Annotated in this window: 14 protein-coding genes; 7 read left to right on the forward strand and 7 right to left on the reverse strand. The window is 61.8% G+C overall.

Features of this window, described 5'->3' with window-relative positions; genetic code table 11:
• The first annotated feature begins 138 nt into the window (after positions 1 to 138).
• Together JFT85_RS03000 and JFT85_RS03005 are read left to right on the forward strand one after the other, a co-directional pair.
• Complete coding sequence (locus JFT85_RS03000; RefSeq protein WP_201229172.1) at positions 139 to 1,161, forward strand: alpha/beta hydrolase; 1,023 nt, start codon at positions 139 to 141, stop codon at positions 1,159 to 1,161.
• Entirely contained in the window at positions 1,161 to 2,348 is a 1,188-nt protein-coding gene (locus JFT85_RS03005; RefSeq protein ID WP_201229174.1) for an MFS transporter, read from the forward strand. The genes JFT85_RS03000 and JFT85_RS03005 overlap by 1 nt, the downstream gene beginning before the upstream one ends.
• Here JFT85_RS03005 and JFT85_RS03010 read toward each other — a convergent pair.
• Positions 2,341 to 3,162, reverse strand: coding sequence for an AraC family transcriptional regulator (locus JFT85_RS03010; protein ID WP_053255829.1), 822 nt, complete (start codon positions 3,160 to 3,162; stop codon positions 2,341 to 2,343). The two genes, JFT85_RS03005 and JFT85_RS03010, sit on opposite strands and share 8 nt — an antisense overlap.
• A 96-nt stretch (positions 3,163 to 3,258) precedes the next feature.
• Here JFT85_RS03010 and JFT85_RS03015 point away from each other — a divergent pair, with 96 nt between their 5' ends.
• Positions 3,259 to 4,470 carry an MFS transporter gene (locus JFT85_RS03015; RefSeq protein ID WP_201229176.1) on the forward strand — a complete coding sequence of 404 codons (1,212 nt, stop codon included), beginning with the start codon at positions 3,259 to 3,261 and terminating at the stop codon, positions 4,468 to 4,470.
• A 110-nt stretch (positions 4,471 to 4,580) separates the two neighbouring features.
• On the forward strand, positions 4,581 to 5,750 hold the full coding sequence (locus JFT85_RS03020; protein ID WP_201229178.1) for a GGDEF domain-containing protein: 1,170 nt from the start codon (positions 4,581 to 4,583) through the stop codon (positions 5,748 to 5,750).
• Positions 5,751 to 5,899: 149 nt separating this feature from the next.
• Here the strand turns inward: JFT85_RS03020 and JFT85_RS03025 are convergent, their stop codons facing one another.
• Both JFT85_RS03025 and JFT85_RS03030 read right to left on the reverse strand, forming a co-directional pair.
• Positions 5,900 to 6,322 carry an MAPEG family protein gene (locus tag JFT85_RS03025; RefSeq protein ID WP_053255826.1) on the reverse strand — a complete coding sequence of 141 codons (423 nt, stop codon included), beginning with the start codon at positions 6,320 to 6,322 and terminating at the stop codon, positions 5,900 to 5,902.
• A complete protein-coding gene (locus JFT85_RS03030; protein ID WP_053255825.1) occupies positions 6,315 to 6,620 on the reverse strand; it encodes a DUF2834 domain-containing protein in 306 nt (101 codons plus the stop codon). Before JFT85_RS03030 ends, JFT85_RS03025 begins: the two co-directional genes overlap by 8 nt.
• 83 nt (positions 6,621 to 6,703) lie before the next feature.
• Here JFT85_RS03030 and JFT85_RS03035 point away from each other — a divergent pair, with 83 nt between their 5' ends.
• Together JFT85_RS03035 and JFT85_RS03040 are read left to right on the forward strand one after the other, a co-directional pair.
• Positions 6,704 to 7,486 carry a helix-turn-helix domain-containing protein gene (locus JFT85_RS03035; protein WP_201229180.1) on the forward strand — a complete coding sequence of 261 codons (783 nt, stop codon included), beginning with the start codon at positions 6,704 to 6,706 and terminating at the stop codon, positions 7,484 to 7,486.
• 55 nt (positions 7,487 to 7,541) lie between these two features.
• Entirely contained in the window at positions 7,542 to 9,242 is a 1,701-nt protein-coding gene (locus JFT85_RS03040) for an amidase (RefSeq protein WP_053255823.1), read from the forward strand.
• Positions 9,243 to 10,509: 1,267 nt separating this feature from the next.
• Here the strand turns inward: JFT85_RS03040 and JFT85_RS03045 are convergent.
• Genes JFT85_RS03045 through JFT85_RS03055 form a run of 3 tightly spaced genes read right to left on the reverse strand, consistent with a single transcriptional unit; the run spans position 10,510 to position 11,952 of the window.
• Complete coding sequence (locus tag JFT85_RS03045) at positions 10,510 to 11,247, reverse strand: CPBP family intramembrane glutamic endopeptidase (protein WP_201229181.1); 738 nt, start codon at positions 11,245 to 11,247, stop codon at positions 10,510 to 10,512.
• A gap of 19 nt (positions 11,248 to 11,266) precedes the next feature.
• Positions 11,267 to 11,737 carry a RidA family protein gene (locus JFT85_RS03050; protein WP_053255821.1) on the reverse strand — a complete coding sequence of 157 codons (471 nt, stop codon included), beginning with the start codon at positions 11,735 to 11,737 and terminating at the stop codon, positions 11,267 to 11,269.
• Positions 11,734 to 11,952 (reverse strand): DUF6434 domain-containing protein, encoded by a 219-nt coding sequence (locus JFT85_RS03055; RefSeq protein ID WP_053255820.1) that lies wholly within the window; start codon positions 11,950 to 11,952, stop codon positions 11,734 to 11,736. The genes JFT85_RS03050 and JFT85_RS03055 overlap by 4 nt, the downstream gene beginning before the upstream one ends.
• Positions 11,953 to 12,209: 257 nt before the next feature.
• Between JFT85_RS03055 and JFT85_RS03060 the strand changes: the two genes are divergently transcribed.
• Positions 12,210 to 12,641, forward strand: a complete 432-nt coding sequence (locus tag JFT85_RS03060) for a nuclear transport factor 2 family protein (RefSeq protein ID WP_069553704.1) — start codon at positions 12,210 to 12,212, stop codon at positions 12,639 to 12,641.
• A 28-nt stretch (positions 12,642 to 12,669) separates the two neighbouring features.
• Here the strand turns inward: JFT85_RS03060 and JFT85_RS03065 are convergent, their stop codons facing one another.
• A complete protein-coding gene (locus JFT85_RS03065; RefSeq protein WP_073637386.1) occupies positions 12,670 to 13,995 on the reverse strand; it encodes an aminotransferase-like domain-containing protein in 1,326 nt (441 codons plus the stop codon).
• Between the last annotated feature and the right edge of the window lie 28 nt (positions 13,996 to 14,023).

Consider the following 14,023-nt stretch of genomic DNA (forward strand, 5'->3'; position numbering starts at 1 on the left):
TTTACCTCGGGTCGCACCTGAGCGTCCTCGGCAGGTGGCAAGACTCAGAGGATCAGGCAAGTAATCCAGTGGAACGCACTACAGAAGCCCCACCCCCAGCGGGAAAATGAGTGCACCAACCTCCTCAAGGATCACTGCATGAAACGCCTCTTGCTTGCCCTGTGTGTGCTGGTCACGTCTTTTTCTTCATTGGGAGCCGATATGTCCAACGGTGCTGACAACTTCTACACAAGCGACAAGGTGACGGTACAAAAAGTCACCTTCAACAACCAATACGGCATGCTCGTTGCGGGCAATCTGTTCACCCCCAAGGGCCTTGCCTCGGGCTCAAAACACGCCGCAATCATCGTCGGCCACCCGATGGGCGCCGTTAAAGAACAGAGCGCCAACCTCTACGCGACAAAAATGGCCGAACAAGGCTTCGTCACCCTGTCACTCGACCTGCCGTTCTGGGGTGAAAGCGCAGGCCAGCCGCGCAACGCGGTGCTGCCCGACCTCTACACCGAAGCCTTCAGCGCTGCCGTGGATTACCTCGGTACTCGCCCACCGGTGGACCGTGAACGCATCGGCATTCTCGGCATCTGTGGCAGTGGCAGCTTCGCCATCGCCGCCGCCAAGATCGACCCACGCCTCAAGGCGATCGCCACGGTCAGCATGTATGACATGGGGGCGGCCAATCGCAACGGCCTCAAGCATGGGGTAACGCTGGCGCAACGCCAACAACTGCTTCTGCAGGCGGCCAACCAGCGCTATGTGGAATTCCAGGGGGGTGACACCGCCTACACCGGCGGTACCCCGTTGACCCTCACCGGCGATGCGGTGGGTGATGAGTTCTTCGACTTCTACCGCACCCCGCGCGGCGAATTTACCCCGGCCGGTGCGTCGCCGCAAACGACCACCCGGCCGACGCTGACCAGCAACGTGAAGTTCATGAATTTCTACCCGTTCAACGACATCGAGACGCTCTCCCCGCGCCCGCTGCTGTTGATTACCGGCGCTAACGCCCACTCCCGCGAGTTCAGCGAAGACGCCTACCGGCGTGCGGCCGAGCCCAAGGAATTGGTGATTATCCCGGGTGCCGGCCATGTGGATCTGTACGACCGCGTCGACCTGATCCCATTCGCCACGCTCACCCGCTTTTTCAAAGGTAACTTGAAGTAATGTCCGCTAACACTCATACGCACAGCTGGGGTGCCGTGTTCGCGATGTCACTGGCGGCATTCGCGCTGGTGGCCTCTGAATTCATGCCCGTAAGCCTGCTCACGCCGCTGGCGAGCGACTTGCACATCTCGGAAGGCCAGGCTGGCCAGGGCATTTCGGTTTCCGGGCTGTTCGCCTTGCTCACCAGCCTGATCATCGCTGCCGTTGCGGCGAAGGTTGAACGCAAACGCCTGCTGCTGGCGCTGACCGCGCTGATGATCGTGTCCGGCACCGTGGTGGCGTTAGCGCCGAACTACCTGACATTCATGCTCGGTCGCGCGCTGATCGGCGTGGCCATTGGCGGCTTCTGGTCATTATCGGCCGCTACCGCGATGCGCCTGGTACCATTGACACAGGTGCCGCGCGCGCTGGCGATCGTCAACGGCGGTAACGCGCTGGCGACGGTGATTGCGGCACCATTGGGCAGCTTTCTGGGCGGGCTGATCGGCTGGCGTGGCGCGTTCTTTTGCGTCATCCCGGTCGCCGTTGTGGCCGGCGCCTGGCTGCTGGTGAGCCTGCCTTCGCTGAAGAACGATGACAGGCGCACGACCCGCAATGTGTTTCGCCTGATGAAGAATGCCCGCGTAGCCCTGGGCATGCTGGCCGCCAGTGTGTTTTTTATGGGCCAGTTCATGCTGTTCACTTACCTGCGCCCGTTCCTGGAAACGGTGACTCAGGTCAGTCTTCCCATGCTCTCGCTGATGTTGCTGGTGCTCGGCCTGGCCGGGCTTGCCGGGACGTTCCTGATTGAGCGCTTTCTGAACAACCGCCTGTACCAGGCGCTGACGGTCATTCCATTATTGATGGCAGCGATTGCCCTGGCGCTGGTGGCATGGGGCAGTTCGCCGGCGGCGACCATGCTGTTGCTCGGCGTCTGGGGCCTGGTTGCCACCGCCGCGCCGGTGGGCTGGTGGACTTGGCTGTCGCGGGTCCTGCCTGACGATGCCGAGGCCGGAGGCGGACTGATGGTGGCGATTATCCAGTTGGCGATTGCCTGCGGCGCCACGCTCGGCGGTGTGGTGTTCGACCTGAGTGGCTACCGGGCGACCTTTGAACTGAGCGCGGGGTTGCTGGGTGTCGCCGGCCTGCTGGCTTACCTGAGTTCACGTCGGCTTACGGTGGCACGTGTGGCAACGCGCACTACCTGAAAAACTGACTCGGCGTCTTGCCAAACTGTTTCTTGAACATGCTGGTAAAGGCGCTCGGGCTTTCGTAGCCCAACTCGATGGCGACATCAATAATCTTCTCCCCCACCGCAATGCGCTCCAGCGCCAGCAGCAACCTGGCCTGTTGGCGCCACTGGCCGAAGGTCAGGCCGGTTTCCTTGCGGAACAGGCGCTGGATGGTCTTCTGGTCCAGGTCGAGGCGCTCACTCCAATCAGCGACCGTGGACGCATCGCCAGGGTCGTGTTGCAGCGCCTGGCAAACGCGGTTGATCCGTGGGTCGGCGGGCTGTGGCAGCGACAGGGGCAACGCCGGAAGAATCGCCAGCTCATCGAGAATCAGGTGCATGATCCTCGCGTCACGCGAATCCTCGGCATACGGTGGCTTCAAACTCACCGACGCCTTGATCAGCTCGCTCAGCAACGGTGAGATACTCACCGCCTTGGTCTCGGTCGGAAGGTTCGGGAAGGCATCGGGCCGCACAAACACACTGCGCATTTTCAGTGTGCCCACGCAGCGCAAAGAGTGAACTTGCCCGCTGGGCATCCAGAAGCCGCGACTGGACGGCACGGTCCACTGGTTCTGCGCCGAATGCACCACCATCACGCCCTCGATGGCGTACAGCAGTTGATGCTTTTCGTGGCGATGCTCGGGTATCACCCAATTCTCGGGATAATCAGTGGCGGAACTGATGACAGCCCAGTCGCCCTCGTCGATCTCCTGCAGAAATAAATCCAGTGGTTTGATCATTTCGCCCTTTTTGCGACAGTTGCCTCCCGAATTTCGTGAGACAGGCATTTTTGTCGAATCTAGCATAAACGCCGAAACAATTAGAAATGGACAGCCGGCATCGTACTGGCTGCCCCTGTTCGCTGCCTTGTATGGAATGCCTGCATGTCGACCCTGACCGCGTCACCCGCCGCTGCAACCACTGCGCCCCAAATAAGCCCGCTGGTCATGCGCGTTCTCGGCGCCTGCGCCCTGGCGCACATGATCAATGACCTGATCCAGGCCGTGCTGCCGTCGATTTACCCGATGCTCAAGGCCAATTACGGGCTGAGCTTCACCCAGGTGGGCCTGATTACCCTCACCTTCCAACTGACCGCCTCCCTGCTGCAACCCTGGATCGGCTACCACACCGACCGCCATCCCAAACCCTGGCTGCTGCCGGCGGGCATGGTGTGCACCCTGATCGGCATTCTGATGCTGGCGTTTGTCGGCACGTTCCCGGCGATATTGCTGGCGGCGGCGCTGGTCGGCGTCGGCTCGTCGACCTTTCACCCGGAAACCTCCCGCGTGGCCCGTCTGGCCTCCGGCGGCCGCTACGGCCTGGCGCAATCGACCTTCCAGGTCGGCGGCAACACCGGCAGCGCTTTCGGCCCGTTGCTCGCCGCGGCGATCATCATTCCCTACGGCCAAAGCCACATCGCCTGGTTCGGGCTGTTCGCGGTGTTTGCGATTCTGGTGCTGTATGGCTTGAGCCGCTGGTACCGCCACCACCTCAACCTGTTCAAGCTCAAGCAAGGCGGTAAAGCCACACACGGCTTGTCCAAAGGCCGCGTGACGTTTGCCCTGGTGGTGCTGGCGCTGCTGGTGTTCTCCAAGTACTTCTACATGACCAGCCTGACCAGCTACTTCACCTTCTACCTGATCGAGAAGTTCCAGCTGTCGGTGTCCAGTTCGCAGATGTACCTGTTCCTGTTCCTTGGCGCGGTAGCGGTCGGCACCTTTGCCGGTGGCCCTATCGGCGACAAGATCGGCCGCAAGAAAGTCATCTGGTTCTCGATCCTCGGCGCCGCGCCCTTCACCCTGGCGCTGCCTTATGTCGACCTGTTCTGGACCGCCGTGCTCAGCGTGGTGATCGGCTTTATCATCGCCTCGGCCTTCTCCGCCATCGTGGTCTTCGCCCAGGAACTGGTGCCGGGCAATGTCGGGATGATCGCCGGGATCTTCTTCGGCCTGATGTTCGGTTTCAGCGGGATTGGCGCCGCATTGCTGGGCTTGCTCGCCGATAACCATGGCATCGAGTACGTCTACAAGATCTGCTCGTTTCTGCCACTGGCGGGCATCCTCACGATCTTGCTGCCCTCGACCAAAGGCGTCTGACCGGCCGATCATCGGCTGGCTGTGTGCCATTACCCAGAATGCTCTGAAAAACCTGCGTGTGCGCTTACAATCCCGATTTTTAAGCGCACACCCAGGCAGCCCGGCACGACATGACGCTCGACCCTCCTACGATTCTGACTCTGACCATCGCGTTGGCCGCCGCTGCCGCGTTGTACCTGGCCATTGAATGGCGCAGCGTGCGCGAATCTTCCCTGCTGTTCTGGGCTGCAGGTTTTGCGACCATCAGCGTCGGCTCTACCCTGGCGTTGCTACGCGGCAGTGGCCTGTTGATGATCGGCATCTGGTTCGCCAACGGCTTGCTGGTGACCGCGCACTTTTTGTTCCTGCTCGGCGTGGCGCGTTTTACCCAGGCGCGCCTTTCACCGCTATGGCTGTTGATGCTGCTGGTGTGGCTGGGGATGCTGATGCTGCCGGTCGAGCTGCCATGGTCCAAAGCCATGCTGGCGGTGCAGTCGCTGCTGGTGGCAGTGCCGACCCTGCGCGCCAGCTTTCTGCTGCGCCCGCACGGCAAATCACTCAGCATCGGCGCGGTGCAGTTGCGCTATGTGCTGCTGATCCATGGCGCGTTTTATGTGGCCAAAGCGTTGTCAGTGATGATCCCCGGCACACTGATTGACCTGGCGGCCTTCAAGGGCGAAATCATCCAGGTGTCCCTGGTGGAAGGTGCGATGGCGATCATGCTGATCGCGCTGTCGATGACCGGCTCCGAACGCTACCGCCGCGAGCAGCAGATTGCCCGCCTTGCAGCCCGCGACCCACTGACGGCACTGTTCAACCGGCGCGCCCTGGACTTGCAGGCACCGCGCCTGCTGGCCCAGGTCTCACGCGCCCAGCCGGGCGCTGTATTGTTGATCGACATTGACAATTTCAAGCTGGTCAACGACCTCTATGGGCATACCGCCGGTGACCGCTTGTTGGTCGCCCTGAGCGAAATGATTCGCGCCGTGGTGCCCCAGGGCGCGTTGGCGGCACGCCTGGGTGGCGATGAGTTTGTAATCCTGCTGAATCAGGCCTCGACTGCGCAGATCGTCGACCTCGGCAGCCGACTGCGCGAACAGTTCCAGCAACTCGCCGCGCAGACCTTCAGTACGCCGGTACCGGTGACCTTGAGCATAGGCGCGGACCTGTTCGACCAGCCGCCGCTGAACTTATCGGCCCTGATCGAACAAAGTGACGCCACACTCTACGAAACCAAGCGCGGCGGGCGGGACAGCATGCGGCTGGTGGACCGCACCGGCGCTTTCGGCGAGAGGTCGTAATGCACCGCCACACTGCGCCGACCACGCCTTATCAGCTGATCGCCAAAGACAATGACCAGGCGCAGCTAAACCCTTGAGCCCTTGCCTATGGCAGGTTGTTTGTGTGGCAAGTCTGCTCGCCACCCTAAGCTCGCTCAGCCAAAGGGATTTCATCCCAACCTCAAGACCACCTGGGCAGCGAGCCCGAAGAGGCAGGCAACACCCACTGCATAGGCCAGCGTGCGCCAGGGCTGCAGCCCTGCCAGATACGTCACCGTGTGCGCCAATCGGGCCAGAGTAAACAGGCCAAATAGCCAGCCCGTGACACCCGGGGAACTGCCCAGCGCCACGCACAATCCACCCAACACAAAAAACAGCGGGATGTTTTCCAGGTCATTGGCCCATGCCCGTTGCGCCCTGGCGACTTGCGACAATTCCCGGGGCTGCACCCTGCGCCCGAAGAACGCCGCATCTTCACGATGAGTGAACGCCCGCCGCCGAATCCGCCAAAAACCCTGGTAGCAGGAAATTGCAAACATTTTCAGGCACAACACCAGCACGCAGCCTGCGTAGATAGCCAGCAGGTCATTCATCGCGGGCCCCATTAACGACGATATAAAGCAACGGCCCCACCGAAACAAAGACTGCCGTCAGCGCGAAATACGGCAGCACAGACACCACTGACCGCCCGCGCCCACGCGCATCCCGATACATCCATATACACGCCAGCACTGCCATCAGGTACAGGTCGATCACCACCTGCGCGGTGTCCGGCCGCGACATCAATTGCCGCCCAAAAGCCAACAGTGATTGCTCGGCGGTGAGCATCGTCGCCAGCGTATAGAGTGAAAATCCAACTAACCCGACCAGGGCAATAGAGGGTCTGTGCATGGTCTCGTCCTTGAAGTGAATGAAGCGCACGATAGTGATAAGGTCTTGGCCCTCGCAATGACCTCACAGGTTATGAACCCGCCATGGACACCACTGCCGGCGAACAGCTGCGCCAACTGCGTCGCCACGCCAAGCTGAGCCAACTGGACCTGGCCTTGATCACCGGGGTTTCGCAACGCCACCTCAGTTACCTCGAAACCGGCCGCGCCAAGCCGAGCCCGGGCACGCTGCACAATTTATTGACCGCGCTGGATGTGCCGCTTGAGCAGTGCAATCGCGTGTTCCTCGCCGCCGGTTACGCGCCACGCTACACCGCCACCCCACTCGCCTCACCGGCCATGGCCGCGATTCGCGAAGCCGTCAGCCATGTGTTGCACGCCAATAACCCGGCCCCGGCGATTCTGTTGGGCAGCGAGTGGCAAGTGCTGGCGGCGAATGCCAGTACCGGCGTTCTGTTTGAACGGGTGGGGCTTGAACCGGATGCGGCAGACGGGTTGAACCTGCTGACCACGCTGCTGCAAACCGGCGGCTTGGGCGACCACCTGATCAACGCCGAAGAGATCCGAACGCTCGCCTGGCAACGCGCCAGCCGTGAGGCGCTGGGCAATCCTGAATTGGCGCGGTTATTAGCAAGTCTGCCGACGCCCGCCAACACCGAACCGCCCGAACATATGCCGCCATTGGTGCTGACGCGTATCCGCTCACCCGACGGCGAGCTGAACTTTCTGTCGACCTTCACCACCTTCGGCATGCCTCAGGACATCACCCTCACCTCACTGCGTATCGAGCACCTGATTCCGGCTGACGCGTCCACGTGGCAAGTGATGCGCGCCGCCTACGCGGACTATACGGCGCTGGTTTTGTGAAATATCTGTCCGTAGACTGCCGCCATACCTCCCACTTGAAGGCGGCGAAAAAAACGTGATGCAAGTTACCGAAGTCTCCATTGCCCAATTGCGCGCGGCGCTTGAAGCCGGCCAGACCACTGCCGTTGAACTGGTAAACGCCTACCTGGCGCGGATTGATGCCTATGACGGCCCGCAGACCGCCACCGCGTTGAACGCCGTCGTCGTGCGCAACCCCGAGGCCCTTAAAGAAGCCGAGGCGTCCGACGCACGCCGGGCGCAGGGCAAAACCCTGGGGCCATTGGACGGCATTCCCTACACCGCCAAAGACAGCTACCTGGTCAAGGGCCTGACGGCGGCTTCGGGCAGCCCGGCCTTCGCCAAGCTCGTCGCGCAGCGCGATGCGTTCACGATCGAACGCCTGCGCGCCGGTGGCGCCATCTGCCTGGGCAAGACCAATATGCCGCCGATGGCCAATGGTGGAATGCAACGTGGGGTCTATGGGCGCGCCGAAAGCCCGTATAACGCCGACTACCTCACCGCGCCATTCGCTTCCGGCTCGTCCAACGGCGCCGGCACCGCCACGGCGGCCAGCTTCGCGGCATTCGGCGTGGCGGAAGAAACCTGGTCAAGCGGGCGTGGCCCGGCGTCCAACAATGGCCTGTGCGCCTACACCCCTTCTCGTGGGGTGATTTCGGTGCGCGGCAACTGGCCGTTGACCCCGACCATGGACGTCGTGGTGCCGTATGCGCGCACCATGGCCGACCTGCTGGAAGTGCTCGACGTGGTGGTCGCCGAAGACCCCGACACCCGTGGCGACCTGTGGCGCCTGCAACCCTGGGTGCCGATCCCGAGCGTGGCCTCGGTGCGCCCGGCGTCGTACGCCGAACTGGCCGTCAATAGCGAGGCCCTGGCCGGTAAACGTTTCGGTGTGCCGCGCATGTACATCAACGCTGACCCCGAGGCCGGCACCAGCGAAAAACCCGGAATCGGCGGGCCGACCGGGCAAAAGATCAACACCCGGGCCAGCGTCATCGACCTGTGGCATGCCGCACGCCAGGCACTGGAAGCCGCCGGTGCCGAAGTCATCGAGGTGGACTTCCCGCTGGTGTCCAATTGCGAAGGCGACCGCCCCGGCGCGCCGACGGTGTTTACCCGCGGCCTGGTGTCCAAGGCATTCCTGCACGATGAATTGTGGGAACTGTCGGCCTGGGCCTTCGATGACTTCCTGCGCGCCAACGGCGACCCCGCGCTGAACCGCCTGGCGGACGTCGATGGGCCGCAGATCTTCCCCCATGACCCGGGCACCTTGCCCAACCGTGAAGATGACCTGGCCGCCGGCATGGACGAATACGTGCGCATGGCCGAACGCGGCATTACGCCATGGAACGAGATCAGCACCGTGCCGGATGGCCTGCGTGGCCTGGAGCAGACCCGGCGCCTGGACCTGGAAGACTGGATGGACAACCTGGGCCTCGACGCCGTGCTGTTCCCGACCGTGGCCGATGTGGGCCCGGCCGATGCCGACGTGAATGAAGCCAGTGCCGACATCGCCTGGAGCAATGGCGTCTGGGTCGCCAACGGCAACCTCGCCATCCGCCACCTGGGCGTGCCCACCGTCACCGTACCGATGGGCGTGATGGCCGATATCGGCATGCCGGTCGGCCTGACCTTTGCCGGGCGGGCGTACGATGACTCGGCGCTGCTGAGCTTTGCCAGCGCGTATGAAGCCACCGGCAGCAAACGCCTGATTCCGCCGCGCACACCGCCGCTGTAGAAATTGTGGGGGCTGGCTGTGTTTCAGATCAAGCCATGTAGCGCCACAACGGCCTGAACGCGATCAACCTGGGGGAGCGGGCTTGCTCGCGAAAGCGGAGTGTCAGGCGATGCATCAGGTGACTGGCAGACCGTCTTCGCGAGCAAGCCCGCTCCCACATTTTGACTGTATTTCAAGTCGAGCTCGGTGGGAGCTGTGTTTTAGATCAGGGCATGTAGCGCCATAACGGCCTGAACGCGATCAACCTGGGGGAGCAGGCTTGCTCGCGAAAGCGGAGTGTCAGGCGATGCATCAGGTGACTGGCAGACCGTCTTCGCGAGCAAGCCCGCTCCCACATTTTGACTGTATTTCAAGTCGAGCTCGGTGGGAGCTGTGTTTTAGATCAGGGCATGCAGTGCCACAACGGCCTGAACGCGATCAACCTGGGGGAGCGGGCTTGCTCGCGAAAGCGGAGTGTCAGGCGATGCATCAGGTTACTGGCAGACCGTCTTCGCGAGCAAGCCCGCTCCCACATTTTGACTGTATTTCAAGTCGAGTTCGGTGGGAGCTGTGTTTTAGATCAGGGCATGCAGTGCCACTACGGCCTGAACGCGATCAACCTGTGGGAGCGGGCTTGCTCGCGAAAGCGGAGTGTCAGGTGATGCATCAGGTGACTGACACACCGTCTTCGCGAGCAAGCGCGCTCCCACATTTTGACTGTATTTCAAGTCGAGCTCGGTGGGAGCTGTGTTTTAGATCAGGGCATGTAGCGCCATAACGGCCTGAACGCGATCAACCTGGGGGAGCGGGCTTGCTCGCGAAAGCGGAGTGTCAGCTGATGCATCAGGTGACTGGCAGACTGTCTTCGCGAGCAAGCCCGCTCCCACATTTTGACTGTATTTCAAGTCGAGCTCGGTGGGAGCTGTGTTTCAGATCAAGCCATGTAGCGCCACAACGGCCTGAACGCGATCAACCTGGAGGAGCGGGCTTGCTCGCGAAAGCGGAGTGTCAGGTGATGCATCAGGTGACTGGCACACCGTCTTCGCGAGCAAGCCCGCTCCCACATTTTGACTGTATTTCAAGTCGAGCTCGGTGGGAGCTGTGTTTTAGATCAGGGCATGCAGCGCCACAACGGCCTGAACGCGATCAACCTGTGGGAGCGGGCTTGCTCGCGAAAGCGGAGTGTCGGGCGATGCATCAGGTGACTGGCAGACCGTCTTCGCGAGCAAGCCCGCTCCCACATTTTGACTGTATTTCAAGTCGAGCTCGGTGGGAGCTGTGTTTCGGATCAGGCCATGTAGGGCACGGCAATCAGCAGGATGGCGGTGCCGTGGGCGAGCGTCGCCGGCAACACGCCATAACGCATGCGCACCAATGCGCACGCCAAGCCTTCGATCAGGGTAAACAGCAACACCGGCCAGCCCAGTTGGGTGACGCTCAAGGCCAGGAAAGCATGACAGGCTGCGAAGGCCACGCCGCTGATCAACGCTGCCCGCAACGGTGTGACCTGCTGCTCCAGATAGCCCTGTAAAAAACCGCGAAACAGCACCTCTTCCAACGCATTGGCACCATAGGCCAACACCACCATGCCCGGCAGCCACACCCAGTAGCCGGGGATCGCGGAAGCCTCGATGCCTTGGTAAAGCCTCAGCGGCACGCCGATCAAACAGCCCACCGCCAGTGCAACAGCCAGGCCAACCGCCGGGTTGCCGATGGTCCCGCGCACCCACTGCCACAGCTCCGGCGCTATCCGTGCAAGCACAACAATCGATAGCAGCGATAAACCACCCAGCGCCGCCAACACAAAGGCATTGCCGCTGAATGCAATCTGCACCTCGCCGCTCAACGACCAGATGCCCAACGGCGTCAGCGCATCACGCAGCAACACAAATGCCATCAGCAAGATAAGGATGCGTAGCGCGGACAACGCTCTGGGCGTCAGCGCAAACCACAGGCCAAACAGCAACACGCCGGGTGCCAGGTAGCGCGCATAGTTGACCAGCACCACCCAGCCTGCGGTAATCATCAACGGTTATTCCCGCAGGTTAAGTGTGAGCAATGGCCAGCATTTCGATTTCAACCGCCGCTGATTTGGGCAGCTGCATCACACCCACCGATGTGCGTGTGTGCGCCCCGGCGGCACCGAGGATTTCATGCAGCAAGTCGGAGGCCGCATTGGCCACTTCGCTCTGCTGGTCGAAATCTTCAGCACTGCGCACGTACACCGCAATGCGCGGGATTGCCTTGACCTGATCCAGCGAACCCAAGGCCTGCTTGAGCAGCCCCAGGCAACGCAATGCGCTGATACTGGCCGCGATTTGCGCCTGTGCCAGGGTCAGGCTTTCGCCGACTTTTCCCGGCAGTACGATGGTGTCGCCGACACGCGGAATCTGGCCACTGATGTACAGGTGGTTACCGTCGCGTACCAGCGGCGTGTAGTTGCCGCCGATTTTGAATGCTTCCAATCGATAGCCGATGCGCTCTTGCGCAGCCTGGTATTTCTGATCCGGTGTCATACGCGTGAATCCTCCTGGCGACGTTGCCATTCATCCACCACATCGCCCAGCGTCTTGGGAATGTCGTTGCGAATCCAGGCCATCAACGGCCGGTCGAACTTGAACGCCGGGCCGCAGTGTTCAAGCATGAATCGGCGAACTTTTTGGGTATTTTTGTAGTGTGGCGTCACGGGGGTGGCACGGGTCATGACGCCGCTGTGCCAGTCAAAATCCATTTTGCACCTCGGCCGAGTGGTTGTTTCGCCAGTAGCATAGCGATGTGCTACTGGTGCAGGAAGCGGCACGCGAACGCCTTGACACTTATTTAATGTGTTGGGATGTCGTACGAGTCAGTCGAATTTCCATGAACCCTTTAATTCTTACCTTTTTTTGACTTATCAAAATTTCACTTTCCTTCGTTGACGAAAATATTGCATGGTTGTACGACGACTAAAGTGGTCGTAGCGCCCCCAACAACAATAAGGAAACACCCATGCCAAACGTCAAACTGCTGATCGGTTTTCTGTGCCTGTTTTCCGGGTACGTCGCAGCGGCGCCCGCCGCCGCTGAAAAGGAGGTGGCTCAAGCGGTCGACCAACTGACCCAAGCCATGCTGCACCTGGACCTCAAGACGCTGCACGCGCTGACGTCCGACAAACTCACCTACGGCCATTCCAGTGGCAAAGTGCAGGACAAGGCGCAGTTCATCGCCGATCTGGAAACCCACACCAGCGCCTTCAAGACCCTGGAAATGCAAAACCAGACCATCACCCTGGACGGCGACACGGCACTGGTGCGCAACCACTTTCACGCCCTGGCCGTGAACAGCGGCGTCGACGTGCCGACCGACATCGACAACTTTCAGGTCTGGCAAAAGCAAAAAGGCAAGTGGCTGCTGATCGGGCGTCAGGCGTACAAATACTGATGACCGCGGTGAGCCGCCCAAGCTCGGCTCACCACTGCACCACTCTGCGCACGCGCACCAGTGCCGTGCGTAGCGCCGCCATGTCCACCGAGCCCAGTGCCAGGCGCAGCGCATGCGGTACACACGCCGAGACGGCAAACGGCTCGGCGGTGGACACCGAAATGCCCTCGCGTTGCAGGGTCATGGCGACCTGATCGGCCCGCGCCTCTTCTTGCAGCGGCAACCACAAAAAATACGACGAGGGGTGGCTGATGTAATCCACCCCGGCCAACACCTGCGCGGCCAAGGCTTGTCGTGCCTGGGCATCCTGGCGCTTTTGCGCTTCCAGGCGGGCGACGGTGCCGTCCTCGATCCAGGCGACGGCAATCGCGCTCATCACCCCGGGCACGTTCCAGGTGGTGGCCATGATGGTGCGTTCAATCGCCTTTACCCATGCCGCAGGCGCCGCAACAAAACCGACGCGCAAGCCGGTGGCGACGCTCTTGGAAAAACCGCCGACGTACACCGTGCGTTCCGGCGCCAGGGCTGCCAGTGGCGGCGGTGCGTCCTCGGCCAGGTAGGCGTAGGCCGCATCCTCGATCACCATCAGATGGTGCTGGCGGGCGATGGCCACCAGTTGTGTTCGTTGCTCCAGGCTCATCACCCAACCCAACGGGTTATGCAGGGTCGGCATGCTGTACACGGCGCGCACCGGCCGCTGGCGACACAGGCGTTGCAAAGCCGCCAGGTCCGGGCCGTGGGCAGTGACCGCGATGGCGACGATTTCCAGGTGCAAGGTTTCCGCCAGCACCTTGAACCCCGAATACGTCAACGCGTCGACGGCGATCACATCCCCCGGCTTGAGCAACGCCATCATCGCCACCGCCAAACCGTGCTGGGCGCCGCTGACCACCAGCACCTGCTCGGCCTCCACCGCCAGCCCTCGGCTCACCAGATGGCGGGCCATGGCGGCGCGCTCGTGCAAACGGCCGGCATGGGGCTGGTAACGCAGCAACGCTTCCAGATCGCCCGACAACGCCAATTGGCGCAAGGCCGTGCGCAACAGCTCCGCCTGCCCCGGCAGCGACGGGTAGTTGAAGTTAAGGTCGAGCATCCCCGTCGCGACGCTCATCTGCCCACTGCCCTGCCCTGGCGGCAACGCGATCTCGCGGACAAACGTGCCACGGCCGGTTTCACCGCTGACCAGGCCCATGGCCTCAAGTTCGGCGTACACCCGGCTCGCGGTCACCAGTGCCAGGCGGTGGTCGGCGGCCAGTTGCCGGTGGGTGGGCAGGCGCGTGCCGGGCGGCAAAACCCCGCTGCGGATGTCCTCGGCGAAGGTGTCGACCAGCGACTTATAGCGGGCGCGCGGCATAGGCGGTGTATCCATGACAATTTTTTGA

The sequence above is a fragment of the Pseudomonas sp. TH04 genome (assembly GCF_016651355.1).
In the GTDB taxonomy this organism is placed as follows: domain Bacteria; phylum Pseudomonadota; class Gammaproteobacteria; order Pseudomonadales; family Pseudomonadaceae; genus Aquipseudomonas; species Aquipseudomonas fluorescens.

Bases quoted from the DNA above. Each gene is read 5' to 3' on its own strand.
- JFT85_RS03000 (WP_201229172.1), top strand. From the start codon at position 139: ATGAAACGCCTCTTGCTTGCCCTGTGTGTGCTGGTCACGTCTTTTTCT.
- JFT85_RS03005 (WP_201229174.1), top strand. From the start codon at position 1,161: ATGTCCGCTAACACTCATACGCACAGCTGGGGTGCCGTGTTCGCGATG.
- JFT85_RS03010 (WP_053255829.1), bottom strand. From the start codon at position 3,162: ATGCCTGTCTCACGAAATTCGGGAGGCAACTGTCGCAAAAAGGGCGAA.
- JFT85_RS03015 (WP_201229176.1), top strand. From the start codon at position 3,259: ATGTCGACCCTGACCGCGTCACCCGCCGCTGCAACCACTGCGCCCCAA.
- JFT85_RS03020 (WP_201229178.1), top strand. From the start codon at position 4,581: ATGACGCTCGACCCTCCTACGATTCTGACTCTGACCATCGCGTTGGCC.
- JFT85_RS03025 (WP_053255826.1), bottom strand. From the start codon at position 6,322: ATGAATGACCTGCTGGCTATCTACGCAGGCTGCGTGCTGGTGTTGTGC.
- JFT85_RS03030 (WP_053255825.1), bottom strand. From the start codon at position 6,620: ATGCACAGACCCTCTATTGCCCTGGTCGGGTTAGTTGGATTTTCACTC.
- JFT85_RS03035 (WP_201229180.1), top strand. From the start codon at position 6,704: ATGGACACCACTGCCGGCGAACAGCTGCGCCAACTGCGTCGCCACGCC.
- JFT85_RS03045 (WP_201229181.1), bottom strand. From the start codon at position 11,247: ATGATTACCGCAGGCTGGGTGGTGCTGGTCAACTATGCGCGCTACCTG.
- JFT85_RS03050 (WP_053255821.1), bottom strand. From the start codon at position 11,737: ATGACACCGGATCAGAAATACCAGGCTGCGCAAGAGCGCATCGGCTAT.
- JFT85_RS03055 (WP_053255820.1), bottom strand. From the start codon at position 11,952: ATGGATTTTGACTGGCACAGCGGCGTCATGACCCGTGCCACCCCCGTG.
- JFT85_RS03060 (WP_069553704.1), top strand. From the start codon at position 12,210: ATGCCAAACGTCAAACTGCTGATCGGTTTTCTGTGCCTGTTTTCCGGG.
- JFT85_RS03065 (WP_073637386.1), bottom strand. From the start codon at position 13,995: ATGCCGCGCGCCCGCTATAAGTCGCTGGTCGACACCTTCGCCGAGGAC.